Source organism: Rahnella sp. 1L-D-7-B-C2 (assembly GCF_057290995.1).
The window spans coordinates 81,193-107,746 of the sequence record NZ_JBXAVQ010000010.1 but is presented as its reverse complement, the minus strand read 5'-3'; the positions used below and the strand labels follow the sequence as shown (position 1 = coordinate 107,746).

At 53.9% G+C, this 26,554-nt stretch carries 31 protein-coding genes; 17 read left to right on the top strand and 14 right to left on the bottom strand.

From position 1 onward, the window contains the following. The first annotated feature begins 30 nt into the window (after positions 1 to 30). The 9 genes from AC0Z7K_RS16630 to AC0Z7K_RS16590 all read left to right on the top strand — a co-directional run bounded on the left by AC0Z7K_RS16630 (position 31) and on the right by AC0Z7K_RS16590 (position 8,531). Positions 31 to 396 carry an SFCGS family glycine-rich protein gene (locus tag AC0Z7K_RS16630; protein WP_013577270.1) on the top strand — a complete coding sequence of 122 codons (366 nt, stop codon included), beginning with the start codon at positions 31 to 33 and terminating at the stop codon, positions 394 to 396. After that, positions 396 to 695 carry a DUF4312 family protein gene (locus AC0Z7K_RS16625; protein ID WP_413530551.1) on the top strand — a complete coding sequence of 100 codons (300 nt, stop codon included), beginning with the start codon at positions 396 to 398 and terminating at the stop codon, positions 693 to 695. The genes AC0Z7K_RS16630 and AC0Z7K_RS16625 overlap by 1 nt, the downstream gene beginning before the upstream one ends. 32 nt (positions 696 to 727) lie before the next feature. Then, on the top strand, positions 728 to 1,504 hold the full coding sequence (locus tag AC0Z7K_RS16620) for a DUF4311 domain-containing protein (RefSeq protein WP_413530552.1): 777 nt from the start codon (positions 728 to 730) through the stop codon (positions 1,502 to 1,504). Between the two features lie 12 nt (positions 1,505 to 1,516). Then, the gene (locus AC0Z7K_RS16615; protein ID WP_413530553.1) at positions 1,517 to 2,164 is read left to right on the top strand and encodes a DUF4310 family protein; all 648 of its coding nucleotides are present in this window, start codon (positions 1,517 to 1,519) and stop codon (positions 2,162 to 2,164) included. A gap of 84 nt (positions 2,165 to 2,248) precedes the next feature. Then, positions 2,249 to 3,379: an amidohydrolase/deacetylase family metallohydrolase gene (locus AC0Z7K_RS16610; protein WP_485615229.1), complete on the top strand. Its 1,131-nt coding sequence runs from the start codon at positions 2,249 to 2,251 to the stop codon at positions 3,377 to 3,379. Continuing rightward, a complete protein-coding gene (locus AC0Z7K_RS16605; protein ID WP_485615228.1) occupies positions 3,369 to 4,496 on the top strand; it encodes a DgaE family pyridoxal phosphate-dependent ammonia lyase in 1,128 nt (375 codons plus the stop codon). The genes AC0Z7K_RS16610 and AC0Z7K_RS16605 overlap by 11 nt, the downstream gene beginning before the upstream one ends. Further along, positions 4,493 to 5,233 carry a 2-dehydro-3-deoxy-phosphogluconate aldolase gene (gene dagF / locus AC0Z7K_RS16600; protein ID WP_485615227.1) on the top strand — a complete coding sequence of 247 codons (741 nt, stop codon included), beginning with the start codon at positions 4,493 to 4,495 and terminating at the stop codon, positions 5,231 to 5,233. Before AC0Z7K_RS16605 ends, dagF begins: the two co-directional genes overlap by 4 nt. A gap of 115 nt (positions 5,234 to 5,348) precedes the next feature. After that, positions 5,349 to 6,539 (top strand): lactonase family protein, encoded by a 1,191-nt coding sequence (locus AC0Z7K_RS16595; RefSeq protein WP_485615226.1) that lies wholly within the window; start codon positions 5,349 to 5,351, stop codon positions 6,537 to 6,539. A gap of 72 nt (positions 6,540 to 6,611) precedes the next feature. After that, the gene (locus AC0Z7K_RS16590; RefSeq protein ID WP_413530558.1) at positions 6,612 to 8,531 is read left to right on the top strand and encodes a BglG family transcription antiterminator; all 1,920 of its coding nucleotides are present in this window, start codon (positions 6,612 to 6,614) and stop codon (positions 8,529 to 8,531) included. A 25-nt stretch (positions 8,532 to 8,556) separates the two neighbouring features. On the opposite strand, the gene npr is transcribed toward AC0Z7K_RS16590, so the two are convergent. The 11 genes from npr to AC0Z7K_RS16535 form a co-directional block, all read right to left on the bottom strand. Continuing rightward, the gene (gene npr, locus AC0Z7K_RS16585; protein WP_413530559.1) at positions 8,557 to 8,829 is read right to left on the bottom strand and encodes a PTS phosphocarrier protein NPr; all 273 of its coding nucleotides are present in this window, start codon (positions 8,827 to 8,829) and stop codon (positions 8,557 to 8,559) included. Continuing rightward, entirely contained in the window at positions 8,826 to 9,680 is an 855-nt protein-coding gene (gene rapZ / locus AC0Z7K_RS16580) for an RNase adapter RapZ (RefSeq protein ID WP_112169185.1), read from the bottom strand. The genes npr and rapZ overlap by 4 nt, the downstream gene beginning before the upstream one ends. 67 nt (positions 9,681 to 9,747) lie before the next feature. Beyond that, positions 9,748 to 10,218: a PTS IIA-like nitrogen regulatory protein PtsN gene (gene ptsN / locus AC0Z7K_RS16575; RefSeq protein ID WP_112169343.1), complete on the bottom strand. Its 471-nt coding sequence runs from the start codon at positions 10,216 to 10,218 to the stop codon at positions 9,748 to 9,750. A 109-nt stretch (positions 10,219 to 10,327) separates the two neighbouring features. Then, a complete protein-coding gene (gene hpf / locus AC0Z7K_RS16570; protein WP_112169187.1) occupies positions 10,328 to 10,615 on the bottom strand; it encodes a ribosome hibernation promoting factor in 288 nt (95 codons plus the stop codon). Positions 10,616 to 10,638: 23 nt separating this feature from the next. Continuing rightward, a complete protein-coding gene (gene rpoN / locus AC0Z7K_RS16565) occupies positions 10,639 to 12,072 on the bottom strand; it encodes an RNA polymerase factor sigma-54 (RefSeq protein WP_213051482.1) in 1,434 nt (477 codons plus the stop codon). A 101-nt stretch (positions 12,073 to 12,173) separates the two neighbouring features. Beyond that, positions 12,174 to 12,899, bottom strand: a complete 726-nt coding sequence (gene lptB, locus AC0Z7K_RS16560) for an LPS export ABC transporter ATP-binding protein (protein WP_413530560.1) — start codon at positions 12,897 to 12,899, stop codon at positions 12,174 to 12,176. 6 nt (positions 12,900 to 12,905) lie between these two features. Beyond that, a complete protein-coding gene (gene lptA / locus AC0Z7K_RS16555) occupies positions 12,906 to 13,463 on the bottom strand; it encodes a lipopolysaccharide ABC transporter substrate-binding protein LptA (protein ID WP_413530561.1) in 558 nt (185 codons plus the stop codon). Next, positions 13,441 to 14,010: an LPS export ABC transporter periplasmic protein LptC gene (gene lptC, locus AC0Z7K_RS16550; protein ID WP_112169195.1), complete on the bottom strand. Its 570-nt coding sequence runs from the start codon at positions 14,008 to 14,010 to the stop codon at positions 13,441 to 13,443. Before lptC ends, lptA begins: the two co-directional genes overlap by 23 nt. Continuing rightward, positions 14,007 to 14,573 carry a 3-deoxy-manno-octulosonate-8-phosphatase KdsC gene (kdsC, locus tag AC0Z7K_RS16545; RefSeq protein ID WP_213051481.1) on the bottom strand — a complete coding sequence of 189 codons (567 nt, stop codon included), beginning with the start codon at positions 14,571 to 14,573 and terminating at the stop codon, positions 14,007 to 14,009. The genes lptC and kdsC overlap by 4 nt, the downstream gene beginning before the upstream one ends. Positions 14,574 to 14,589: 16 nt before the next feature. Continuing rightward, on the bottom strand, positions 14,590 to 15,576 hold the full coding sequence (gene kdsD, locus AC0Z7K_RS16540; RefSeq protein ID WP_485615225.1) for an arabinose-5-phosphate isomerase KdsD: 987 nt from the start codon (positions 15,574 to 15,576) through the stop codon (positions 14,590 to 14,592). 19 nt (positions 15,577 to 15,595) lie between these two features. Next, positions 15,596 to 16,573 (bottom strand): calcium/sodium antiporter, encoded by a 978-nt coding sequence (locus AC0Z7K_RS16535; protein WP_413530563.1) that lies wholly within the window; start codon positions 16,571 to 16,573, stop codon positions 15,596 to 15,598. Between the two features lie 337 nt (positions 16,574 to 16,910). Here AC0Z7K_RS16535 and mlaF point away from each other — a divergent pair, with 337 nt between their 5' ends. The 7 genes from mlaF (at position 16,911) to murA (ending at position 21,810) form a co-directional block, all read left to right on the top strand. Further along, on the top strand, positions 16,911 to 17,714 hold the full coding sequence (mlaF, locus tag AC0Z7K_RS16530; RefSeq protein WP_056776271.1) for a phospholipid ABC transporter ATP-binding protein MlaF: 804 nt from the start codon (positions 16,911 to 16,913) through the stop codon (positions 17,712 to 17,714). A gap of 15 nt (positions 17,715 to 17,729) precedes the next feature. Next, positions 17,730 to 18,512 carry a lipid asymmetry maintenance ABC transporter permease subunit MlaE gene (gene mlaE / locus AC0Z7K_RS16525; RefSeq protein WP_485615224.1) on the top strand — a complete coding sequence of 261 codons (783 nt, stop codon included), beginning with the start codon at positions 17,730 to 17,732 and terminating at the stop codon, positions 18,510 to 18,512. Between the two features lie 4 nt (positions 18,513 to 18,516). Next, entirely contained in the window at positions 18,517 to 19,074 is a 558-nt protein-coding gene (gene mlaD / locus AC0Z7K_RS16520) for an outer membrane lipid asymmetry maintenance protein MlaD (RefSeq protein WP_485615223.1), read from the top strand. Between the two features lie 41 nt (positions 19,075 to 19,115). Continuing rightward, on the top strand, positions 19,116 to 19,748 hold the full coding sequence (mlaC, locus tag AC0Z7K_RS16515) for a phospholipid-binding protein MlaC (RefSeq protein WP_485615222.1): 633 nt from the start codon (positions 19,116 to 19,118) through the stop codon (positions 19,746 to 19,748). Continuing rightward, complete coding sequence (gene mlaB / locus AC0Z7K_RS16510; protein WP_485615221.1) at positions 19,745 to 20,089, top strand: lipid asymmetry maintenance protein MlaB; 345 nt, start codon at positions 19,745 to 19,747, stop codon at positions 20,087 to 20,089. Before mlaC ends, mlaB begins: the two co-directional genes overlap by 4 nt. 147 nt (positions 20,090 to 20,236) lie before the next feature. After that, positions 20,237 to 20,491, top strand: a complete 255-nt coding sequence (gene ibaG / locus AC0Z7K_RS16505; RefSeq protein ID WP_112169210.1) for a BolA family iron metabolism protein IbaG — start codon at positions 20,237 to 20,239, stop codon at positions 20,489 to 20,491. Between the two features lie 59 nt (positions 20,492 to 20,550). Further along, positions 20,551 to 21,810, top strand: coding sequence for a UDP-N-acetylglucosamine 1-carboxyvinyltransferase (murA, locus tag AC0Z7K_RS16500; protein ID WP_413530567.1), 1,260 nt, complete (start codon positions 20,551 to 20,553; stop codon positions 21,808 to 21,810). Positions 21,811 to 21,882: 72 nt separating this feature from the next. On the opposite strand, the gene degS is transcribed toward murA, so the two are convergent. From degS to zapG, 3 genes are all read right to left on the bottom strand, one after another. Next, a complete protein-coding gene (degS, locus tag AC0Z7K_RS16495) occupies positions 21,883 to 22,950 on the bottom strand; it encodes an outer membrane-stress sensor serine endopeptidase DegS (protein WP_413530568.1) in 1,068 nt (355 codons plus the stop codon). Between the two features lie 87 nt (positions 22,951 to 23,037). Then, positions 23,038 to 24,405: a serine endoprotease DegQ gene (degQ, locus tag AC0Z7K_RS16490; RefSeq protein ID WP_485615220.1), complete on the bottom strand. Its 1,368-nt coding sequence runs from the start codon at positions 24,403 to 24,405 to the stop codon at positions 23,038 to 23,040. 161 nt (positions 24,406 to 24,566) lie between these two features. Then, the gene (zapG, locus tag AC0Z7K_RS16485) at positions 24,567 to 24,968 is read right to left on the bottom strand and encodes a Z-ring associated protein ZapG (RefSeq protein ID WP_112169216.1); all 402 of its coding nucleotides are present in this window, start codon (positions 24,966 to 24,968) and stop codon (positions 24,567 to 24,569) included. A 285-nt stretch (positions 24,969 to 25,253) separates the two neighbouring features. Here zapG and zapE point away from each other — a divergent pair, with 285 nt between their 5' ends. After that, positions 25,254 to 26,390: a cell division protein ZapE gene (gene zapE, locus AC0Z7K_RS16480; protein ID WP_485615219.1), complete on the top strand. Its 1,137-nt coding sequence runs from the start codon at positions 25,254 to 25,256 to the stop codon at positions 26,388 to 26,390. Positions 26,391 to 26,554 lie beyond the last annotated feature (164 nt).

Sequence of the window (26,554 nt, the reverse complement as noted above, 5' to 3'; positions counted from 1 at the left end):
AGTACAGCGAATTAACTGGAGAGATAAATCATGGGACAAGTATTAGTAGTGATCGGCGACCGTTTAGGCAAAGGGCAGAAAGTCGCGGCAGGCGTTGAAGCAGCGGGCGGAAAAGCCATTGTTGTCCCTGGTATGGCAGCAGATATGAAACTCGGTGACGTGATGAAAGCAGAAGGCGCGACCTTTGGTATTTCTTTCTGCGGCAGTGGCGGCGCGGGTGCGATTACCGCACAAAACAAATATGGATATAAAGCCAAATACGGGATGCGCTCAGTGGATGAAGGTGTCACCGCAATTAACGAAGGCTGTTTGGTATTAGGGTTTGGATTTATGGATAAAGAAGAACTGGGTCAGCGCCTGGTGGAAGCTTATAACAAAAAGTATGGTCAGGCGTAATGAAACAACAATCAACCACGACAGTTCGGGTTGAGGGAAAAGGCGAAAATAAGGCTGCCGCCTTTTCTTCCGCACTGAGTCAGGTTCAGCGAACCGTTCTCAAAGCTTCGGCGAATAATGTCTTGCTGCGCATTGAACCGCAGGACGTCAAGGTAATAAAAGCCGAAGAATCCGTTAAAAGAGAAAAGTTCCTGTTCTTTTTTCTGGCCAGGGAAAAAAAGAGTTATTACGTGGCGTTAGACATTACCGTCAACCTGACTGTTATTGATACGGAACAGGTAGTTTTTGTCACGAAATAAAAACGTTAGCTATAAATGACAAGGATATACTGATGTTTTTAATTATTTTATTTAAGTCGCTTATTATCGGCGGACTGGTTGGGGTGGGCGTAGGTGCGGGTGCCGCACGTATGTTCCACGCGCCGACCGTGCAAGGAATGGGGGCTTTTCGTACTCTTGGGGAATTAAATTCCTGTGAAGGCGATCCGGCTTCGCATTTCTCATTCGGTCTGGGCTTCTTCTTTAATGCCTGGGCATCTTCCGTGGCGGCGGGGTCTTTCACACAGGACGTCGACCACCGCATCATCCCTCACTGGGCGACCGCGGCACTGATGTTTAAAAACCGCAACGTCGCAGAAACCATGCATGACCCGCGCAAAATGGCGATTGCGGGCGGCATCATCGGCATGATTGTCGTGGCATTCCTTAACACCACGGCCTCGGCGGTTCCTGCTGCACTGCAGGTCACGGCGATCAAAGTGCTGGTGCCTGCCGCAAACATGCTGGTGAACACCGTCATGCCGGTGATTTTCTGGCTGGCTGCGATTGATGCAGGGCGTCGTTCGGGTTTCTGGGCCACCATTTTTGGCGGTCTGGCGCAGATGATCATGGGCAACGCCGTACCGGGTCTGGTGCTGGGTATCCTGATTGGTAAAGGGGTCGAAGAAAGCGGCTGGAACCACGTCACCAAAGTGATGATGGCGGCGATTATCGCGCTGTTTGTCCTCAGCGGCTTCTTCCGTGGTTTCGACGTCAAACTGTTGCAGTCATTCATGCTGGACGTTCCGACATGGCTGAACGGCATCCACAACTCCATCAGCGGCAAGTAAGAGGAAATGACAATGGAAGAACAAGCCAAACGTGGTTTCTGGTACGCCGAATGGTCGTTCCCGATCTTTGTCGGATTACTGTCCTCCGGCGTCTTCGCCGGGACGCACATGTATTACCTGTATGGCATCGGGGCGTTTAACGAAGTGGCGTTTGTGTCGATGCTGCGTTCAGGCATGGATACCGGCGTGTACGGCGCAGTGGCGGCCTTCGGTGCCAGCTTCCTGTTCGCCCGCATCATCGAAGGCTCTCTGGTCGGGATTCTAGATATCGGTGGCGCTATCCAGACCGGCATCGGCCTTGGCGTTCCGGCGATGCTGCTGGGCGCGGGGATCATCTTCCCGGTGGCGAACTTTGCTGCTTCGCTGGTGACCGGCCTGATCCTCGGTTTAGCCGTGGGTTACATCATCATTCTGGCGCGCAAATTCACCATCAATCAGAGCAACTCGACCTACGGGGCGGACGTGATGATGGGCGCGGGTAATGCCTCCGGCCGCTTCCTCGGGCCGTTGATTATCCTGTCCGCGATGGCCGCGTCGATTCCTATTGGTCTGGGCTCGTTGCTGGGCGCGTTAGGTTTTTATCTGTGGCAAAAGCCGATCACCGGCGGTGCCATTCTCGGTGCGATGGTACTGGGCGCGTTTTTCCCGGTTTCCCTGTAGGAACGGCAGTAAAACGCAGTAACCGGGCGTCAGGACGCGCTCCTGAGGCCCGGTCTTACGCAGAAGAGAGACGGAGAAGAGAGAATGTATGATCTGATCATCCGACAGGCAAAAAGCACAGACGGCAGCCTGATGGACATCGCCATCCGCGACGGCAAAATCGCCGCCCTTGACGTCCCGGCGGACGCATCCGCCCGCCACGTTCTCGATCTGCACGGCAAGGCTTACGCCAGCGCGGGCTGGATCGACTCCCACGTTCACTGTTACCCCAAATCACCGATTTATCATGATGACGCTGATCTGATCGGCGTCGCCAGCGGCGTGACTACCGTGGCCGATGCCGGAAGTACCGGCGCGAATGATGTCGATGATTTCTATCAGATCACCCGCGCGGCGAAAACTAACGTCTACGCGTTTTTGAATATCGCCCGCACTGGCATTGTCACGCAGAACGAACTGGCCGATATGGCGCAGATCGACAAAGCGGCGGTGCGTACGGCTATCGAAAAAAATCCTGGTTTTATCATCGGTATTAAAGCCCGCATGAGCAGCAGCGTGGTCGGTAAGAACGGCATTCAGCCGCTGATTCGCGCTAAAGAAATTCAGCAGGAAAATGATGATTTACCGCTGATGGTTCATATCGGCAATAACCCGCCGAATCTCGACGAAATCGCTGATTTACTCACTTCCGGCGACATCATCACCCATTGCTATAACGGCAAGCCGAACCGCATTTTGTCGCCGGAAGGCGTACTGCGCGATTCAGTGAAACGCGCGCTGAGCCGCGGCGTGCGGCTGGATGTCGGCCACGGCTCCGCGAGCTTCAGTTTTGAGGTGGCGGAACTGGCCATTAAGCAGGGCATTTTGCCGCACACCATCAGCTCCGATATTTACTGCCGCAACCGCATTAGCGGACCGGTTCACAGCCTGGCGACGGTGATGTCCAAATTCTTTAGCGTCGGCATGACGTTGCCGCAGGTGATCGATTGCGTCACCTCGCACGCCGCCGATGCGTTACGCCTGCGCACCAAAGGGCGTCTGGAAGTGGGTGCCGACGCGGATCTGACCCTGTTTGAACTGCGCCACGCGCCGCAGGTGTTTGTCGATTCTGAGGGTCAGTCCGTGAAGGGCGAAAGTTTGCTGGTGCCTCTGGCCGCCGTGGTCGCGGGCATCACTCTGTTAACCGAAGAAGGGAAATCTGCTCATGTCTTCTGAACAATCGTTATATGAAAAGTACAACTTAAAACAGGTCATCAATGCTTCCGGGCGGATGACCCTTCTCGGCGTCTCAACGCCGCGCGAAGAAGTGGCTGCCGTGGTGAATACCGGCCTGAACCATTTCTTCGAGATGAAAGATCTGGTGAATAAAACCGGTGCGTACATCGCCAGACTGCTGAATGTCGAAAGCGCAGTCGTGGTGTCCTGCGCCTCCGCCGGGATCGCCCAGTCGGTCGCGTCGGTGATCGTGAAAGATAACGCGTGGCTGCTGGAAAACCTGCACGCCGCGCCGCTCGACGTGCCGCACGACATCGTGCTGCCGAAAGGTCATAACGTGAATTTCGGTGCACCGGTCGCCACGATGGTGACGATGGGCGGCGGGAAAGTCGTCGAAGCCGGTTACGCCAACGAATGTTCGGCGGCACAGCTGGCGGCCTGTATCACGCCGCGCACTGCGGCCATCATGTACATCAAATCGCATCACAGCGTGCAGAAAAGCATTCTCTCCGTGGAAGAAGCGGCGGCGGTGGCGCGGGAATATAACCTGCCGCTGATCGTCGATGCGGCCGCAGAAGAAGACCTGACCTGTTACTACGAAATGGGCGCAGATCTGGTGATTTACAGCGGTGCGAAAGCCATCGAAGGGCCGACCAGCGGTCTGGTGCTGGGTAAAAAACAGTACGTCGAATGGGTGAAGCTGCAATCCGGCGGCATTGGCCGCGCGATGAAAGTCGGCAAAGAGGGCATTCTCGGCCTGACGCAGGCGATTGAAAGCTACATCACATTGCCGAAAACCACTGGCCAGGAAATGGTCGATAAGATGACGCCATTTATCGCCAGCCTGAATGAAATCCACGGCGTCACCGGCCGTGTGGTCTGGGACAGCGCCGGGCGCGACATCGCCCGTACGGAAATCACATTTGACGAAGCGGTGCTGGGCTGGAAAACCAAAGCCATTGTGGAAGCGATGAAAACCGGCGATATCGCTATTTATTTCCGAGGCTACCGCGCTAACGAAGGCAAGATCGAAGTGGACGTGCGCAGCGTGACGCCGCCACAGCTCGCCATCGTCGCCGACCGTTTCAAACAACTTTTCAGTGGAGAGAAAGCATGAAGCTGACCCCAAACTTCTACCGTGACCGCGTCTGCCTGAACGTGCTGGCGGGCTCGAAAGACAATGCCCGCGAGATTTATGACGCGGCGGAAGGTCATGTACTGGTTGGCGTGCTTTCCAAAAATTATGCCGATGTGGCAAGCGCCGTGGCGGACATGAAGGAGTATGCCGCGCTGATTGAAAACGCGTTATCCGTCGGCCTCGGCGCGGGCGATCCGCGTCAGTCTCTGATGGTCAGCCAGATATCAGCGCAGGTGCAGCCGCAACACGTCAATCAGGTCTTTACCGGCGTCGGCACCAGCCGTGCGCTGCTCGGCCAGAGCGACAGCGTGGTCAACGGTCTGATTTCGCCTACCGGCAAAGTGGGCCTGGTGAAGATCAACACCGGGCCACTGAGCTCAAAGGCCAGCGATGCGATTGTGCCGGTGGAAACCGCCATTGCGCTGCTCAGGGACATGGGCGGCAGCTCGGTGAAATATTTCCCGATGGGCGGCCTGAAAACCCGTGAGGAATTCGCAGCCGTCGCGCGCGCCTGTGCGGAACAGGATTTCTGGCTGGAGCCGACGGGCGGTATCGACCTGGAGAACTTCGGGGCGATTATGGAAATCGCACTGGCGGCGGGTGTCACGAAAATCATTCCGCACATTTATAGCTCAATCATCGACAGCGCGACCGGTAACACCCGCCCGGAAGATGTGAAAACCCTGCTGGCCAGCGTTAAAAAGCTGGTGGGCTAAAGATTCTGACCTTTCCTGCGCGGTGAGCCGTCTGCGCGGTTAAACACTCTGCGTTCTCCCGGTCACGGGGGCGCAGAGTCTCTCGTTTGTCTGACAACCCCGTTTGAGGAAATGTATGAGAAACTGGTTTCTGATTTCAGGTTTAACCTCCGCGATGCTGGCCGTATCCGCCATGCCGCTCTACGCAGCCGAAAAAACCATGACGCCACACTTTGCTTATGTCGGCACCTACAACCCGAACGGGGAAGGTGTTTACCGCTTTAAATTTGATCCTAAAACCGGGGCGCTGAGCGAGAAGACGCTTGCCAGCCAGCTGCCTAATCAGGCGCAGATGGTGCTCAGCCACGATGGCAAAACGCTGTTTGTCGGCAGCGAAATCGATAATTACAACGGCGGGAAACACGGCGCCATTGCCGCGTACCGCATCGCGCCGCAAGACGGCAGCCTGACGCTGATTAATCAGGTAGATTCCGCAGGCGCAGGGCCGGTGTATCTGTCGCTGACGCCAAAAGGCGATCATCTGCTGGTCGCCAACTACATCAGCGGCATCGTGGCGGTATTCCCGGTGGCGGCTGATGGCAAACTCAGCGACGCCAGCAACAGTCAGCAAGATTCCGGCCCGGCGGGCGCAGGCAAACCCGCGGCCGCTGCCGAAGGCAGTTTCGCGGTCAGCGATCACAACGGACCGCACGCGCACATGATCGCCACCGATCCTTCCGGCAAATTCGCGTTCTCCACCGATCTCGGTCTGGACAGGATCTTTCAGTGGAAGCTCAACGCTGAAACCGGCGTACTCGAAGCCAACGAGCCGCCGTTCATCAAGGCCTCGTCCGAAGGAGCCGGGCCGCGCCACTTTGTGTTCCATCCCAACGGAAAAGTGGTTTTCCTGATCAATGAAGAAGCCTCGACGCTGACCAGTTATCGCTTTGACGCCACTAAAGGCACGCTGACTGAACTGCACAGCCTGTCTTCGTTGCCTGCCGGTTTCAAAGGCACCAACTTTGCGGCGGGCATTGTGCTGAGTAAGGACGGTAAGCATCTGTACGTGGCCAACCGTCTGCACAACAGCATCGCGCAGGTCTCGGTGACCGGCGAGGGCGCAATGAAATGGAGCGATGAAACCTGGACGCGTGGTGATTACCCGCGCACGCTGACCTTGTCACCGGACGGCAAATATATTTACGCAATGAATCAACGAAGCGATAACATCACTACATTCAAGGTATCGTCTGACAGCGGCAAACTGACCTTCGTCGACAGCTACGTGGCGGTCGGCAGTCCGTCGCAGATGGTTATCGCGCCCTGACTGACACAACCTGAGAACCAAACCCCATTCGTTTAAGCGGATGGGGTATAGCGGCAACAATATGGAACAACAATGGTGAGATTTCCCAATCAACGGCTGGCGCAACTTTTTGATGCGTTACAGACCGAAACCCTGCCTCAGGATGAGCTGGCCAGGCGTCTGGAGGTGTCAACGCGCACCGTGCGTGCGGACATCACATCACTCAATGAAATCATTGCCGGTTATGGCGCGACCTTTGTTCACAGCCGTGGCAGCGGTTATCAGCTGCGCATCGACGATCAGGCGCTGTTCTCCTCGTTGCAGCAATCGGCACAGCCTAAACCGAACCCGACGCCGCGCACCGCCGCAGAGCGGGTAAAGACGTTGCTGATCCGCTTTTTGACCTCAGCTTTTTCACTGAAGCTGGAAGATCTGGCCGATGAATGGTTTGTCAGCCGGGGAACCCTGCAAAATGATATGGCTGAGGTGAGGGAGCATCTGGCGCGTTACCACCTGAATATCGAAACCAAACCGCGTTACGGTATGAAGTTGTTCGGCGCAGAACTGGCGATCCGCGCCTGTCTCACTGACCTGCTGTTTCAGCTCGATGCCGAAGAGCAGGCCAATCCGCTGCTGAAAGCCGAGAGTCTGGAGCCGGAAGCGCTGGTGCCGCTGACACGGTTTATGCATCAGCTGCTGACACAGTCGGCTATTCAGCTGACCGATGCGGGCGAGCAGTATCTGATCCTCTACTGCGCGGTGGCGATCAAACGCATCGCCGGCGGTTATCCGCTGACGGATTTCGATGCGGAAGAGGGCGATCCGGCGGTGAAGCAGGTCTCCCTGCGGCTGGCGGAGGAGCTGAAAAGTCTGGTGGGCAAGGAGATCCCGGCCTCCGAAGAGGCCTACCTGCGGGTGAATATCGCCGCGCGGCGCGTGCAGAATATTTTGCCGACCGACATTAACGCCGACGATGATGAATCGCTGGTCGATTACATTCTTTCGTATATCAATGCGCATTATAACTATGATTTGCAGGGCGATAAGCAGCTGCGTGCGGATCTGCTCACGCATATCAAGACCATGATTACGCGGGTGAAATATCAGATCAATATTCCTAATCCGCTGCTGAGCAACATCAAACAGCATTATCCGATGGCGTATGACGTCACGCTGGCGGCGGTCTCCAGCTGGGGTAAATACACGCCGTATACGCTCAGCGAAAACGAGATCGGTTTTCTGGTGCTGCACATCGGCGTCGGACTGGAGCGGCATTACGATATTGGCTATCAGCGTCATCCGCAGGTGATGATGGTGTGCGATACCGGCAATTCCACCATCCGTATGATTCAGGCGCAGATCAGCCGTAAGTATCCGCAGCTGGTGATGAAGCAAATCGTATCTTTGCGCGATTACGAGAAGCTGGAGCACATTGACGAAGATTTTATTATCTCGAATGCGCGCATCAGCGAGAAGAATAAGCCGGTGGTTGTGCTTTCACCGTTCCCGACGGAATACCAGATGGAACAGCTCGGCAAGCTGGTGCTGGTGGATCGCACCCGGCCTTATATGCTGGAAAAATTCTTCGACGAAAAACACTTCATGATCATCAACGAACCGATGACGCAGGCGGAACTGTTCCGGCATGTGTGTTCGCAGCTGGAAGAAGAAGGGTATGTCGATCAGGCATTTTACCCGTCGGTGGTAGAGCGTGAGGAAATTGTCTCGACCATGCTGGGGGAGGGCATTGCATTGCCACATTCGTTAGGTTTGCTGGCGAAGAAAACCGTGGTGATCACTTTGCTTTCTCCGCAGGGTATTGCCTGGGGCGAAGGGGAAACGGCGCATGTGATTTTCCTGCTGGCGATCAGCAAGGCGGATTACGAAGAGGCAATGGCGATTTACGATTTATTCGTGACGTTTGTGCGGGAGCGTTCGATGAGCCGTTTGCTGAGCAGTGAGAATTTTGAGAGCTTTAAGGCTATTGCGATCGACTGTTTAAGCCGCATTTAATACGGCTTAAACAGTGGGTTAATTCTCAGTCTTCATCGAATCCGGAATTAATCAGATTCACTACGGCGCTCAGTGCTTCAACCTCATCGGGGCCGGTGGCTTCGATTTCGATTTGCTGGCCTTTAGGGGAGTCGAGCATCAGCAGGGCGATCACGCTGCTGGCTTCCGCTTCAATGCCTGTGCCGTTGCGCAGCATCACTTCTGATTCAAAACTCTGCACCAGTTCAAACAACTTCATCGCCGGACGGGCGTGCATCCCTAACCGGTTTTTGATTTCTACCGTTTGTTTCACCGTCATGATTTGCGTTTTTCCAGCGTGCGATGGCGGGACTGAACATTCTTCCCACGGGAACGGAAATAGTCGGCCAGTTCTTCCGCGATATACACCGAACGGTGTTTACCGCCAGTACAACCAATGGCGACGGTCAGATAGCTGCGGTTGTTGGTTTCCAGCGCGGGCAACCATTGTTCGAGATAGCTGCGGGTCTGGTAGATAAAATTGTGCACTTCGGTATGACGGTCAAGAAACGCCGCGACAGGCTTATCAAGCCCGGTCATCGGGCGCAGTTTCGGATCCCAATGCGGGTTTGGCAGGAAACGTACGTCGAAGACGTAATCGGCATCAATCGGCAGGCCGTGTTTGAAACCGAAGGATTCGAAGACCATCGTCAGTTCGCGTTCACGTTTGCCCAAAAGGCGGGTGCGCAGCATTTCTGCCAGCTCGTGAACCGACATTTCGGAAGTGTCGATGATCAGATCGGCGGCGGAACGCAACGGTTCGAGCAGATCGGCTTCTTCATCGATGGCACTTTCGAGGGACAGATTTTTGCTGGAAAGCGGGTGCAGACGACGGGTGTCGCTGTAACGGCGGATCAGGGTATTGCGGTCGGCATCGAGGAACAGCAACTGCGGCGAGAAACTCTCAGGCAGTTGTGACATCGCATACTCATAAACTTCCGGTGTTTCAGGCATGTTGCGCACATCAATGCTGACGGCGGCAGACGTATTGCGTTCGACAAGCGTCTGGGCAAGCTGCGGCAGTAACACCACCGGCAGATTATCCACACAGTAAAATCCCATGTCTTCTAATGCCCTTAGGGCAACCGACTTCCCGGAACCGGAACGGCCGCTGACAATCATCAGCACCATGGTGTCACTCCCCTGGCATTCAGTGTTCAGAATTCACTTTCCCGGCGCGCTGCCGGGAATCTTAAAATTATTCGTTTTCAGTCATTATCTTGAACAGTTCTTCGTCGCTTTGCGCTCCGCGCAGACGGCGACACACTGTTTTATCTGCCAATTTCTTGGCCACTAAAGACAAGGTGTGTAAGTGGGTTTTACATTGATCTGCAGGAACCAGCAAGGCAAAAAGCAGATCCACTGGCTGATTGTCGATAGCGTCAAACGCGATCGGTTGTTCGAGCTGAATAAACACGCCCACGGCGCGTAACGTATCTTCTTCCAGCTTGCCGTGCGGGATGGCGATCCCGGCACCGATCCCGGTGCTGCCCATACGCTCACGGGTCAAAATGGCGTCAAAAATCACCTGTGGCGACAAATTCAGTTGTTTGGCCGCCAGCTCGCTGATGATTTCCAGCGCACGTTTTTTGCTGGCGCAATGAACGCCGCTTTTGGTGCATTCGGCATTGAGCACCGACGTTAATTGCATTGCTATATCGTTGATCATGTCATCTTCACTTTTGCGCTGATTCACCCTTAAAGCTATATCGGCTCGTTCCCCGAAGGTCACAAGCCGATGCCCGAAGGTGTGTAGCACAGGGTTGGCTACATGAATGTCAGTGCTGTTTCAGTTTGTCTTTATGTTTGTTCAGCTGACGGGCCAGTTTATCAACCAGTCCGTCAATCGCTGCGTACATATCCTGATGTTCCGAGGTGGCATGCAACTCGCCTCCGTTCACATGCAGTGTCGCTTCCGCGACTTTTTGCACTTTTTCAACGCTTAACACCACATACACCTGATTAATCCTGTCGAAATACTGTTCTAACTTCGCCAGTTTCAACGAGATGAATTCTCTCAGGGGATCGGTGATCTCAATGTGATGTCCGGTAATGTTGAGCTGCATAATGTCTTCCTTCTCTGTTGAGGTCAAACTAACTGTTTACGCTGGTTTGAGGGCGGGATGGACAAAGACTCTCGGTATTTTGCAACGGTACGGCGTGCAACCATGATGCCCTGATCGGAAAGCAGGGTTGCTAACTTACTGTCGCTGAGCGGTTTTACAGGATTCTCCGCGGCTATCAATTTCTTCACCAGCGCCCGGATTGCGGTGGACGATGCCTCGCCGCCGCTGTCAGTACTGACATGGCTGGAGAAGAAATACTTCAGTTCGAAAATGCCGCGCGGGCTGTGCAGGAACTTCTGCGTCGTCACGCGCGAAATCGTCGACTCGTGCATTTCAACGGCGCTGGCGATATCGGCCAGCACCATTGGTTTCATGTATTCATCACCCATCTCAAAGAACGCCTGCTGCTGTTCGACAATGCAGCGCGTCACTTTCAGGAGCGTGTCATTACGGCTTTCGAGACTTTTGATCAGCCATTTGGCTTCCTGCAGATTGCTGCGGATAAACTGCCCGTCGCTGTCGCTGCGGGTGGAATTGCCCATCGCGGCGTACTGCTGGTTGATCTTCAGTCGCGGAATGCTGTCTGAGTTCAGTTCGACGGACCAGACGCCCGACACTTTGCGTACCAATACATCCGGGATCACGTATTCTGACTCGCCGGTATTGATCGACTGCCCCGGTCGCGGATCAAGAGACTGGATCAGGAGCATCGCTCCTTTCAGTGTATCTTCTTTTAGACGGGTTGATCGCATAAGTGCGCGGAAATCATGGTTCGCCAGCAGATCCAGATGCTCGCTGATGATAAGTCTGGCTTCTGTGATGAAAGGCGTTTCCGGGACGTACTGAGAAAGCTGAATCAGCAGGCAGTCGCGTAGATCGCGCGCCGCCACACCCACCGGGTCAAAACGCTGAACGCGCTTTAAAACAGCTTCGACTTCATCCATGGTGACGTTTTCATCGCCAATACTTTCGAGGATGTCGTCGAGAGAAATTGTTAGATAACCAGTGTCATCCACGGCGTCGACAATGGAGGTTGCGATAGCGGCGTCGGTGTCGGAAAACGGCGTCAGCTCGACCTGCCACATCAGGTAATCCTGCAATGTTTGGGTAGTTTCACCCTGATACACCGGCAGTTCGTCGTCGCTGTAATCATTGCCGGTACCGGACGGGGTGCCTGCGGTGTAAATCTCATCCCAGGTGGCATCCAGCGGCAGCTCTTCGGGCATGTCTTTCTGCTCGAGGGCTTCGCGGGTATCCAGACCTTCACTGTCAGGGGTTTCGACCGCATCGATTTCATCGTGCAGGTCAGTTTGTTCCAGCAGAGGGTTGCTCTCCAGCGCGAGTTGGATCTCCTGTTGGAGCTCAAGCGTGGACAATTGCAACAGACGGATCGCCTGTTGTAATTGAGGAGTCATGGCCAGTTGTTGGCTGAATCTGAGTTGCAAACCTTGCTTCATATCTTGGCTTTATATCCGTGGCTGATTTGAGACGGTATAGCTTCGGTCAGAAACGGCCTGTTTACGTTAACGCGCAACAGGCTCGGTTCAGGCGGCGCAGATCACAGACGGAATTCTTCACCGAGATAAACACGTTTCACTTGTTCATCAGCAAGAATGTCGGCCGGAGAGCCGTGGGCGATAAGTTTGCCCTGACTGACGATATAGGCACGTTCACATACGTCCAGCGTTTCACGGACGTTGTGGTCAGTGATCAGTACGCCGAGGCCGCTGTCACGCAAATGCTCAATGATTTTTTTGATATCGATGACGGAAATCGGGTCAACACCGGCGAAGGGTTCATCCAGCAGAATAAACTTAGGATTTGCCGCCAGCGCGCGGGCAATTTCCACACGACGGCGTTCACCACCGGACAGTGACTGACCGAGGTTATCGCGCAAATGGGAAATATGGAACTCTTCCATCAGCTCGTTAGCGCGATCGTTTCGCTGGTCTTTATTCAGGTCGTCACGGATCTGCAATACCGCCATCAGGTTATCAAACACGCTGAGGCGACGGAAAATGGACGCCTCCTGAGGCAGGTAACCAATGCCGCGACGTGCGCGGGTGTGCAATGGCAGAAGGCTGATGTCTTCGTCGTCAACGATAATGCGGCCCGCATCACGCTGCACGATACCGACCACCATGTAGAACGTGGTGGTTTTACCGGCACCGTTAGGGCCGAGTAATCCGACGATTTCGCCCGAATTAACGGTCAGGCTGACATCTTCAACGACCTTACGGCCTTTGTATGCCTTCGCCAGATTTTCTGCGATTAATTTTGCCATAAATTATCAGTTACTCTTTTTGGTCTGGCCGCCGGCTGCTGCCGGGGTCTTTTCCTGCAACTGCGTCGGAACCAGAACGGTCGTGACACGGTTGCCTTTATCACTGAAGGCTTCCATCTGCTGCTTTTGCACCAGATAGGTAATACGATCGCCTTTCACGTTACTGTCGAGCTGTTCTAAGTACGCGTTGCCGGTGAGGGTCACCAGATCGGTTTCCACTTCATAACGGACTTTCTGCGCGTGGCCTTTGATAGGTTTGCCGTTGTCCTGCAACTGGTAGAAAGTCACCGGGTTGCCGTAGCCTTCAACCACTTCTTTACCGGATACGCCTTGCGGGCGGATCACGACCACTTTATCGGCTTTGACCTGAATCGAACCCTGATTCACCACCACGTTGCCGGTGAAGGTCGCTGTGTTGGTATTCACATCCAGCGCCTGATTGGCGGAATCAATGGTGATCGGTTTCGTCGTGTCATCTTTTAACGCGAATGCTGGAATACTGACGGCCAGCAAGGAGCCTGTGATCAGAAGATTACGGATTTTATTTTTTACTTTGAATTTCATAAGAGGTCGTTACCTTTTCGATCAGCTCTGCTGTTTTATCACGCAGATTACCACGCATTTTCATGCCGTTAGATGTAAAACCTGTACCGTAAAGCGTCACTTCATCGTCTGAGGCAACGTCTTGTGTCGTCAGGTTAACCCGTGCATTGTCCGTTTTGATTCTTTGCAGCTGTGATGTTTCCGGCGTCAAACTATCTGCCTGCACATGCCCATAAAGATAGAGCATTTTATCCTGAGTCATCTTGGCTTTATCAGAACGCAGTACCCAGGTTGGAACTTTATTCTTGTCATACATAGTCGCCACCGGGTTGGTAAACCAGGTTACCTGATCGGTGGTGTAGTATTTGACCTGATCGGAGACCAGTTTGTACGTCAGGCTGCCCAGCGGGTCATACACCATGGTGACCGTGTGGGAGCTTTGATAGGTCGGATCCTGATCGTTAACCGCCTGCGGCGCGTCATCGGAGTTATCAGACAGCGACCAGCCAATCAGCACCAGAACAATGGCTGTCAGAACCAGAATGATCCAAAGTCTTGTTTTATTCATATCGACAGCCCTTTGGCGTCCTCCAGCTTGCCCTGCGCCAGCAGAATCAAATCACATAATTCGCGAACTGCGCCACGGCCACCGGCAATGCGGGTGACGTAATGCGCCTTTGGCAGCAGGATAGGATGTGCGTCCTGAACCGCGACGGACAAACCCACTTCGGCCATTACCGGCCAGTCAATCAGGTCATCACCGATGTAAGCGACTTCCTCTGCCCGAAGCGACAGTGTATCTAACAGTTCGCGGAAGGCCAAAAGCTTATCTGATTGACCTTGATACAAGTGACGGATCCCAAGTGTTTTGGCGCGATCTTCCAATAATTTCGCATTGCGGCCTGTAATAATGGCGACCTCAATGTCAGAAGTCAGCAGGCAACGGATGCCATAACCGTCGCGAACGTTAAAACTTTTCAGCTCTTCTCCCTGATTTCCCATGTAGATCAGGCCATCAGACATGACGCCGTCCACATCGCAAATCAGCAGGCGAACCGCTTTTGCCCGTTCAAGCACGTCGGTGCTGACCGGACCGTAGCAGGTATCCACCAGGGCTGTGCTAATACTCATTCAGGGCATTCCTCAATTAAACTACGCCAGCGCGCAGCATGTCGTGCATATGTAACACACCCAACAACTGGTCACCATCAGCAACCATCACACAGGTAATGTGTTTTTCCTGCATTAAATTCAGCGCATCGACGGCCAGCAGGGAAGGACGCACGCGAACGCCGCCGGTGGTCATCACATCCGCAATGGACGCAGTGTTGATATTGACGCCCATGTCGAAAATCCGACGTAAATCGCCGTCGGTGAAGATCCCATGAATTTTCATCAGGTCGTCGCAGATAACGGTCATCCCCAGATTCTTGCGCGTGATTTCCAGCAGGGCATCGCGCAAAGACGCATCGCGGCTGACGTGCGGTATTTCATCACCTGAGTGCATGATATCGCTAACGCGCAGCAGGAGCTTGCGACCCAGTGCTCCGCCGGGATGTGACAGCGCGAAATCTTCCGGCGTAAAACCGCGTGCTTCAAGCAGCGCAACGGCAAGGGCATCACCCATCACCAGTACCGCCGTGGTGCTGCTGGTTGGTGCTAAGCCGAGCGGGCACGCCTCTTTGGGCACCCGCACGCAAAGATGCACGTCGGCCGCTTTCCCCATGGTACTTTCGGGATTCGCGGTCATGCAGATAAGCGTAATGGCTAAACGCTTTAACACCGGGATTAGCGAGAGAATCTCATTCGCTTCGCCGGAGTTGGAAATCAGGATCACGACGTCCTGTTTGGACACCATGCCGAGATCGCCATGGCTGGCTTCGCCCGGATGAACAAAAAACGCCGGGGTGCCAGTACTGGCGAAGGTGGCGGCCATTTTCCGGCCGATATGGCCTGACTTGCCCATTCCCATCACCACGACTTTACCGGTGCAGGCGAAAATCTTCTCACAGGCACGGGTGAAATCAGCGTTGATGTATTGATCTAACTGCTCAAGTCCTTCACGTTCTGTTTTCAGCACTTCACGTCCGACAGCCTGGAAATCAAAGTCGGAGGCGAGGATATCGTTAGCCATAGTCAATTCCTGACAGAGTTCAGAGGCCGATACCGTCCGGTTGAAGGAACAGCACCGCCATATAAGCGATAAATCCACAGAGTAACAGTGCACCGGCTAAATGACCGATACGGTGTTTTCGCATCAGGCACAGCCCGGTAAGTACTATACTGACCGCCAGCATGACCCAGTAATCGCGATGAAACGCATCCGGGTTGAACGAGCCCGGCGCCACCAGTGCGGGTAATCCCAGCACCAGACAGGTATTAAAGATATTCGCGCCGATGATGTTACCCAGCGCGATGTCGTCTTCACCTTTAAGAGCACCGGCAATAAACGTCGCCAGTTCCGGCAGGCTGGTTCCAATGGCAATTACCGTCAGGCCAATCACCAGCTCGCTGACGCCAAAATAACGGGCAATCACGGTACTGTTATCGACAATCATCCCTGACGCCAGCGGCATAATGATAAAGCCCAGCGCAAGCCACAAAAACGCCACGGTGTTACTGCTGTCGGAAGGCAGCTCGGACATCTGCTCATAAGTCAGCGTATCGAGCCCTTCTTTTTCGGCCGCGCGGGCGATTTTTATCACCAGCATCATAAAGGCCGCCGCGCTGGCCAGTAGCAAAACGCCATCAACGCGGCTGAGTTCACCGTCACTTAACAGAAAACCGCAGAGCCCTGTGACCAGTAACAATAGAGGGAGTTCGCGGCGTAATATATCAGAACGCACGGAAAGTGGATGAATCAGGGCTGCACCGCCCAAAATCAGAAGAATATTAATGATATTTGAACCAATTGCGTTTCCGACCGCCAAATCCATTTGATCATTGATGGCGGCAGTGGTGGAAACGACCAGCTCAGGAAGGGAGATCCCGACGCCGACGACGGTCATCCCAATAATAAGCGGAGGCATGCCCATCGAACGTGCTAATACTGCGGCTCCGTACACCAGACGATCGGCGGCATACACAAGAAGTAAGAGGCCGACAATCATCAGTACGATAGCGAGAAGCATGAAACATCCTTTCTTGGGTATAATGCGAGGTTCGTAGCCCTGGCGGGCAGGCGATTCCTTCGTCAACATAGGCCGGCGCGATATTTTGTCTGAAAAGGGCGCCAGCAGGTTCCTGTATGTTAGACGACGAAGGCTTTTATCATAAAATGGTTATTCGTTGATTTTGACCGTCTGTGGCGGAAAAGTAAATCGATGGCAACTTTGGTAACGAAACTGGGGTAAGTTTTTGTAAAAATACCAAAGTTATACAACACGGCTTGCGGGCCAGACGTATTCTTAGCGAAAGTAATTTAAGCGGAAGTCGTCTTTTGCAAAGGCATTCCGAAGGGATAAACGAATGAGTCAAAGCGAGTCGAATCTGGTAGAGATCAAGGGCATGAGCTTCGTGCGCGGCGATCGTCCCATTTTCGAAGAGATAAATATGACGGTGCCGCGAGGCAAAATCACCGCCATTATGGGGCCTTCAGGGATCGGTAAAACGACGTTGCTGCGCCTGATCGGTGGTCAGCTGACGCCCGATAGCGGTGAAATCTGGTTCGACGGGGACAATATTCCGACTCTTTCGCGCCGCAAGCTGTATGAGTCCCGCAAGAAAATGAGCATGTTGTTTCAGTCCGGTGCATTGTTTACTGACCTCAATGTGTTCGAGAATGTGGCGTTTCCGCTGCGCGAACACAGTAAATTGCCGGAAGCCTTGCTGCGCAGCACGGTAACCATGAAGCTGGAAGCGGTCGGTTTGCGCGGTGCCGGTGAACTGATGCCTGCTGAATTATCCGGCGGGATGGCCAGACGTGTGGCACTGGCGCGTGCTATTGCGCTCGACCCGGAACTTATCATGTTCGATGAGCCATTCGTCGGGCAGGATCCCATTACTATGGGCGTGCTGGTTAAACTGATTGATGAGCTGAACCATGCGCTTGGCGTCACCTGCATCGTGGTGTCTCACGACGTGCCCGAAGTGCTGAGTATTGCCGATTACGCTTATATCGTGGCTGCACAACATGTCATTGCTGAAGGAACGCCTGAGGAGCTGCAAAACAATCCTGATCCGCGCGTTCGTCAGTTCCTTGACGGTATTGCCGATGGACCGGTGCCTTTCCGTTTCCCGGCCGGTGATTACAAAGCCGAGTTGCTCGGATGATGGAGTTTCCTATTTATGTTAACTAAGGCGCTAGCCTCAGTCGGGCGTCGCGGGATACAAACCTGCGTCTCTTTTGGCCGTGCGGGCCTGATGCTCTTCCGGGCACTGGTCGGTAAGCCGCAATTCGCCAAGCAGTGGCCGTTGCTCATCAAGCAACTCTACAGCGTCGGCGTGCTCTCCCTGTTAATCATCCTGGTGTCCGGCCTGTTTATCGGCATGGTGCTGGGGTTACAGGGCTACCTGATTTTAACCACCTACAGTGCTGAAGCCAGTCTGGGCATGATGGTCGCGCTCTCTTTGCTGCGCGAGCTGGGCCCTGTGGTGACCGCCTTACTGTTTGCCGGTCGCGCCGGTTCTGCTTTAACCGCAGAGCTGGGTCTGATGAAAGCGACGGAGCAAATCTCCAGTCTTGAAATGATGGCGATCGATCCGCTGCGCCGCGTTGTGGCACCGCGTTTCTGGGCCGGTCTGATTTCCATGCCTTTGCTGACGGCAATATTTGTCGCGGTAGGGATCTGGGGGGGATCGCTGGTCGGCGTGGACTGGAAAGGTATCGACAGCGGTTTCTTCTGGTCAGCGATGCAAACCGCGGTAGACTGGCGGACTGACTTGCTTAACTGCCTGATTAAAAGCCTTGTTTTCGCGATCACAGTGACCTGGATTGCGCTTTTCAATGGCTATGATGCGATCCCGACGTCCGAAGGGATCAGCCGGGCAACGACACGTACTGTGGTGCATTCGTCACTGGCGGTGCTGGGATTAGATTTTGTGCTGACAGCAATGATGTTTGGAAATTAAAACCATGCAAACGAAAAAGAGTGAAATCTGGGTTGGCGCATTTATGATTATCGCATTGATTGCGGTGGTCTTCCTGTGTCTGAAAGTCGCTGATATCCGCTCCATCGGTTCGGATCCCACTTACCGTATTTCTGCGGACTTCGACAATATCGGTGGCCTTAAAAGCGGTTCACCGGTGAAAGTGGGCGGCGTAGTTATCGGTCGTGTCAGTAGCATCACGTTGGATAAAAATTATTCTCCGCGTGTCGAAATGAATATTGACCAGAAGTACAACCAGATCCCAAGCACCAGTACGCTGGCGATCCGTACCTCCGGTTTACTGGGCGAACAATTCCTGGCACTGAATATTGGTTTTGAAGATCCTGAGATGGGGACGACTATCCTTAAAGAAGGCGGCGTCATTCAGGACACCAAATCAGCGCTGGTTCTTGAAGATCTGATCGGTCAGTTCCTGTACAAGAGCGGTGATGGAAAGGCCGACCCTGATGCGGGCGAGGCACCTGCTGCAAATGCCACCCCTGCACCTGATGCTAATACAGCGCCGCAACCGGCTGCGCATTAAGCATTTGGCAACGTGGATTCTCCAATAAAGAGGAAGTTAGAATGTTTAAACGTTTAGTAATTGCTGCGCTGCTGGTAGTGATGGCCCCGCTGGCCAATGCTGCTGTGGATAAAACCAATCCCTACAGCGTGATGAATGAAGCGGCGAACAAGACTTTCACCCGTCTTAAAAACGAACAGCCAAAAATTAAGCAGGATCCAAACTATCTGCGTCAGGTCGTCCGCGACGAGCTTCTGCCGTATGTGCAAATCAAATATGCCGGTGCGCTGGTGTTAGGCCGCTATTATCAGCAGGCTACCCCGGCACAGCGTGATGCTTACTTCGCGGCGTTCAGCGATTATCTGCAGCAGGCTTATGGCCAGGCGCTGGCGCTGTACAACGGTCAGAGCTATCAGGTTCAGCCAGAACAGTCTTATGCCGACAAAGATATCATCGCCATCCGCGTGACCATCACCGATCCAAACGGCCGTCCTCCGGTTCGTCTGGATTTCCAGTGGCGTAAAAACAGCCGCACCGGTGAGTGGCAGGCGTATGACATGATAGCCGAAGGCGTCAGCATGATTTCCACTAAGCAAAATGAATGGGCCGATATCCTGCGTCAGAAAGGGATTGATGGTCTGACTGCACGCCTGAAACAGGCTGCGGCACAACCGATTACTCTGGATCAAAAATGAGTGATGCCCTGCGCTGGGAATGCCAGCCGCCGTTGCTGACGTTGCGCGGCTGCCTGGATCGCGAAACGTTGTTGCCGGTCTGGGATGCGCGTAAATCGCTGCTGGCCGGCGTCACGCGTCTGGATGTCTCCGGGCTGGATCGCGTGGATTCTTCCGGTCTGGCGCTGCTTGTGCATTTGCGTCAGGAAGCCAGCCAGCAAGGCATCTCCCTGACCCTTGAAGGTACTACCGACCGGCTGAGAACGCTGATCACGCTGTATAACCTTCAGGACATTATTCCAGCCGACATCTCCGCTCCGGCGGTCAGTCAGTTAATAAAGAATAGTGAGTGGTTACGGTAAGTTAGCGAACCTGCCGTGAACTGCTAACCTAAAGACCTCAAAGCCCCTGTGCGAAACTCTTCCTCAGGGGCTTTTTCGTGGTTTAAGATTTGCCCCGATCCCTATAAGATACCGGGCTGTTATGATCCTTCAGAAGAATAGATCCCTATGGAAACGAATGAAATTAAAGAAGTGCTGATGAACGCTTTGGCACTGGATGAAGCCCACATTACTGGCGATGGCAGTCATTTTCAGGCCATTGTCGTTGGTGCGATGTTTGATGGCATGAGCCGCGTGAAAAAACAGCAGACCGTTTACGCCCCGCTGATGGAATACATCGCCGACAATCGAATTCACGCACTGTCTATCAAGGCTTATACCCCGGAAGAATGGGCGCGTGACCGTAAACTGAGTGGTTTATAAGACTGTCGGGTATCCGGCAGCTTCCTCTAATTTGAACCTCATAAAAGAGAGCCGTCCTAATGGATAAATTTCGTGTACAGGGTGGGACTCGCTTAAACGGCGAAGTGACTATCTCTGGTGCAAAAAACGCCGCACTTCCTATTTTGTTTGCCGCACTGCTCGCAGAGGAGCCGGTTGAACTTCAGAACGTTCCTCATCTGAAAGACATTGATACCACCATCAAGCTGCTTGGTCAGCTGGGCACCAAGATTGAACGCAACGGTTCTGTGTTCGTGGATGCCAGCGGTGTGAATGAGTTTTGTGCGCCGTACGATCTGGTGAAAACCATGCGTGCTTCCATCTGGGCACTCGGTCCTTTGGTCGCGCGCTTTGGCCGTGGTCAGGTTTCTCTGCCGGGCGGCTGCGCGATTGGCGCACGTCCTGTTGACCTGCATATCACCGGTCTGGAACAGCTGGGCGCAACAATTGTGCTGGAAGAGGGTTACGTAAAAGCCTCTGTAGAGGGTCGCCTGAAAGGTGCGCACATCGTGATGGATAAAGTCAGCGTGGGCGCGACGGTCACCATCATGAGTGCTGCTACGCTTGCCGAAGGCACCACCATCATTGAAAACGCCGCGCGCGAGCCGGAAATTGTCGATACCGCCAACTTCCTCAACACGATTGGTGCAAAAATCACCGGTGCAGGCACCGATAAAATTACCATCGAAGGTGTAGTCCGTCTTGGTGGCGGTGTATATCGCGTGGTTCCTGACCGTATCGAAACCGGGACTTTCCTGGTGGCAGCGGCTATCTCCGGCGGTAAAGTCACCTGCCGTGAAGCGCGCCCTGATACGCTGGATGCCGTTCTGGCAAAACTGCGTGAAGCGGGCGGCGACGTTGAAGTGGGTGAAGACTGGGTCAGCCTGGATATGCACGGCAAACGCGCTAAAGCAGTCACCTTCCGCACTGCGCCTCACCCTGGTTTCCCGACCGATATGCAGGCGCAGTTTAGCCTGTTGAATCTGGTGGCAGAAGGTACCGGTGTTATCACCGAAACCATCTTCGAAAACCGCTTCATGCACATCCCTGAGCTAATCCGTATGGGGGCTCACGCGGAAATCGAAGGCAGCACGCTTATCTGTCATGGCGTTGAAAAACTGTCTGGCGCGCAGGTGATGGCGACTGATTTGCGCGCATCAGCCAGCCTGGTTCTGGCGGGTTGTATTGCAGAAGGCGTCACCGTGGTTGACCGTATTTATCATATCGATCGTGGCTATGAGCGTATTGAAGATAAACTGCGTCAGCTGGGCGCGAAAATTGAGCGTTTCAAAGGCGAGTAATTCTTAAGCCTGACGCAATAAAAAAGCCGGAAGGGGAAACCTTTCCGGCTTTTTCGTTTATGGGGTTTAGGGTCAGTGGTCAGGATATTCCTGCACGGTGACCTGCAACGTCAGCTTGTCGCCGTTGCGCATGATTTCCACCGGAATAACGGTGCCGGGACGCACTTCCGCAACCTGATCCATTGTTTCGATAGCGGAAACTGCCGGTTTGTTATTCACGTTAACAATGACGTCACTGACCCGCATACCCGCATTGGCCGCCGGGCCGTTAGCTGTCACTTCGTTTACCACGATGCCCTGAATGCGATCCAGACCGCTGTTCGGCCCGTGCAGTGGCGACACCTCGCGGCCGCTGATCCCGATATAACCGCGAATAACGCGGCCGTCGCGGATCAGTTTGCCCATCACTTTGGTCGCCAGTGCGGTAGGGATGGCAAAGCCGATCCCTTCCGGCGTCGCGCCATCGTTGCTCTGGTCAAAGGATAATGTATTGATACCCACCAGCTCGCCGAGTGAATTGACCAGCGCGCCGCCTGAGTTACCCTGGTTTATCGAGGCATCGGTTTGCAGGAAGTTCTGACGGCCGGACGGGCTGAGGCCGATACGGCCTGTGGCGCTGATGATACCCTGTGTCACCGTCTGCCCGAGATTGTACGGGTTGCCGATCGCCATCACGATGTCGCCGACGTGCGGATTACGGTTCGGGTTAATCGGGATGACTGGCAAATTCCCGGCGTTGATTTTCAGCACGGCCAGATCTGTCAGGCTGTCGGAGCCGACCAGCAGCGCTTCGAATACCCGGCCATCCTGCAAGGCAACAATAATCTGGTCAGCATTATTGATCACATGCTTGTTGGTGAGAATATAGCCGTTGTCATTCATGATCACGCCAGAACCTAGCGTGCGGATCTGCAATTCGTTTTGCGAGCTGTTGCCCATGTTGCGGTTGTATACGTTGACCACTGCTGGCGCGGCGTGTCGTACACCCGAGTTATAGCTAACCGGTTCTTCGCTGGTTTGGGTGAAATTGCGTTCGAACAACGGTTCCGTGATCTTTTTACGCAGCATAGGCACCGCCGCCAGCAAAATTCCGGCAACAATCAGACCAATAACAGCGGATCTCAATAGCTTAACAAACATGAGTGTATGGGGTACGAGAGGAAAAGTGACTGAAGAATAGCACGAGTTAATCGGACGCAGCAGCACCTGCGTCCGATTTTCAACGCTTTACGGCATCAGCAGGTACATATTTTGCCCTTTGCGCACAATGCTCAGGGCAATCAGATCCGGTTTGGTTTCGAGTATTTTGCGCAACGCCGCCAGATTGTCGATGGGTTCACGGTTAACGCCGATGATCACATCGTCTTTTTCCAGACCCACCTGTTCAGCCGGTGTGCCTTTTTTGACGTCATCGACCTTAACGCCCTTGCCGGTTTTCGCCTCCACATCACTGAGCGTGACGCCTTGCAATGCCGGATTGATCTTCTCGATGCCCACTTCCACGGCCGGGCTTTGCGCCAGCGTGACATTGACGGTCATCGGTTTGCCTTCGCGCAGTAAACCAATCTGCATCACCACGCCAGGTCCGGCGGTGCCGACTTTGGCGCGCAGTTCCGCGAAGCTGCTGAGCGTTTTGCCCTGTAACGTAATTAATACGTCGCCGGATTTGATGCCCGCCTTGGCCGCCGCAGAGTCTGGCAGCACTTCATTGACGAACGCGCCGCGCTGGCTGTCCAGTTTAAATGCCTGCGCCAGTTCCGGCGTCATTTCGCTGCCGCGAATACCCAGCAGACCGCGTTTGACTTCGCCAAACTCAATCAGCTGGTGGCTCAGATTTTTCGCCATATTTACCGGGATCGCAAAACCAATCCCGACGCTGCCGCCCTGAGACGAGATGATCGCAGTGTTGATCCCGATAAGTTCGCCTTTCAGATTCAGCAGTGCGCCACCGGAGTTGCCTCGGTTAATGGAAGCATCGGTCTGGATAAAGTTTTCCAGCCCTTCGAGATTCAACCCGCTGCGTCCAAGTGCGGAAACAATCCCTGATGTGACGGTCTGCCCCAGTCCGAAGGGATTCCCTACCGCGACGGCGAAATCGCCAACCTGTAAGGCATCGGAATCGGCCATCGCAATTTGCGTCAGGTTTTTTGCGTCAATCAGCTGGATCACTGCAATGTCCGACTGGTCATCTTTGCCAATCAGTTTGGCTTTGTATTCGCGGCCGTCGTTGAGCTGGACGGTAATCTTATCGGCATTGTTCACCACATGGTTGTTGGTGAGGACATAGCCTTTGGCAGCATCAATGATGACGCCAGAACCCAGCCCTTCGAACGGCTGAGCGCCCTGATTAGGTTCAGGATCTTGCTGACCAAAGAAAAATTTGAATTCGGGAGGTACGTCTGTGCTTGGCGGTTGTGTACCGGAAACCTGAACGCCAACCACGGCGGGCAATACTTTTTCAAGCATCGGCGCGAGACTGGGCAGCGGTTGCCCCTGAACGGCCATCGGCAAAGCAGCAGTTGCCATCGGCGCAGAAGCGAAGGTTAATCCGAGGCTAACAGCTAACACACTGAGCAAAAGTGACTTTTTCTTCATCAGGATAACTCTCTCGCTTTCTGTAATGGGCGTCTTTATCGACAATCGAATGATGATTCACAGCACGGGAAAGGGCAGGTCCGGAGACGGTGCATGCGCAGGGCATGCACCGTGGTTGTCCCGGCGCCGATGAACAGCGATGCCGGGCAATGTTGCGTGGGTTATTTGCGTACAGGACGCTCGCCGCGCAACAGACCCGATGCACCATCAGAGTAATCGCGTGGCATCTGAACCGGTGCCTGATCGTTATCGGCTTCAGAACCTGTCAGACGGTAGTTGAAAGGATTATCCTGTGCAGGCATGTCCGGCAGCAGGTTGTTAGAGCTTTTCGCCATGTGCTGATAAAGCTGACGGTAATCCGTCGCCATGTTATCGAGCAGTTCTGCGCTGCGCGCAAAGTGGCCTGTCAGTTCCTGACGATATTCGTCGAGTTCTGCTTTGCTTTTCTCCAGCTCATTTTTCATGACTTGCTGATCGCGTAATTGACGATTGCCAAAGCGCATCGCCACCGCACCAATCGCGATACCGACCACTAATCCAATGAGTGCATACTCCCAGGTCATAATGACTCCTATTTTGACTTCGTTGTCCCGCAGGGCTTTTTCACGTAACTTTTATGACTTAACTTTTTTACACAATGCTTTTAACGTTATTGTCACACGCATTCGTCATGCAATAGCTCCACTATAACCGTTAACCTTGTCTGTGTGGAATCCTGCCGTCACAATCACCGCAGTCCGGCGCCTTTTTCGCGCACAGACTGAAGGGAAAAGCAGCGAACCGACAGCAAAAAAGCGGCTAAACGACGTGAAAAACATTAAAATTTTTTCTCAGGGACGTTAACTAACATGCAACCCAAATCACCCCTTATCCTTTATCAGAACGCTGTTGATGCCGGAGAGTTCCAGCCGGACGCCGTTCAGAAGCAGGCTGTGGCCCAGCTTGATACCATCTATCAGGCACTCAGTGCCATCTCAGCCCCTGCCGCTCAGTCAGCCAAACGTGGTGGCATGCTGGGGCGCCTGTTCGGCAAGGCGCCGGTAAAAACTGCGCAGCGTCCGGTTCAGGGCTTATATATGTGGGGCGGAGTAGGGCGCGGCAAGACCTGGCTGATGGATTTGTTTTTCCATAGTTTGCCGGGCGAGCGCAAATTGCGCCTGCACTTCCACCGTTTCATGCTGCGCGTTCATGAAGAGCTGACGCAGTTGCAGGGGCAGGAAGATCCGCTCGAAGTGATCGCCGATCGCTTCAAGGCTGAAACCGACGTGCTGTGTTTCGACGAATTCTTTGTCTCTGATATCACCGATGCCATGCTGCTGGCTACGCTGTTACAGGCGCTGTTTGCCCGTGGTATCACGCTTATCGCTACGTCTAACATTCCGCCGGACCTGCTGTACCGCAACGGGCTGCAACGCGCGCGCTTCCTGCCTGCAATCGATCTGATTAAAGAATACTGCGACGTGCTGAATGTCGATGCGGGCATTGATTACCGTCTGCGTACGCTGACGCAGGCGAATCTTTGGCTGTCACCGGCCGGGGAAGAGACCACTGACGCGATGCATTCAATGCTTGGCAAGCTGACCGGCAATCACAGTGGCTCAGCCGAGATAAAACCGGTGCTGGAAGTGAATCATCGTTCGATGCAGGCGATCGCCGCTGTCGACGGCGTGCTGGCGGTAGAATTTCATACTTTGTGCGAAGAAGCGCGCAGCCAGCTCGACTACATCGCTCTTTCAAAAATCTATCACAGCGTGTTACTGCACAATGTGCCGGTGATGGGGGCGGACAGCGAGAATGCAGCGCGACGTTTTCTGGCGCTGGTGGATGAGTTCTATGAACGTCATGTGAAGCTGGTTATCTCTGCCGCGGTGCCGATGTTTGAGATTTATCAGGGCGAGCGGCTGAAGTTCGAATATCAGCGTTGCCTCTCACGCCTGCAGGAGATGCAGAGCGAGGAATACCTGAAAAGACCGCATCTGCCTTGATCTTGTTGACTAAAAGGCAGGCGATAAATCGTATAAAAAAGAAACAGTGCATCGCACAAGGGCGGCCGTTACACTGACTTCAGGGATTTATGATTTTTCGTCAAAAAGGGTTCGCTCTTTGCGGGAGACTTCTCTATAATCTTGCGACCCCACGTTACTACAAA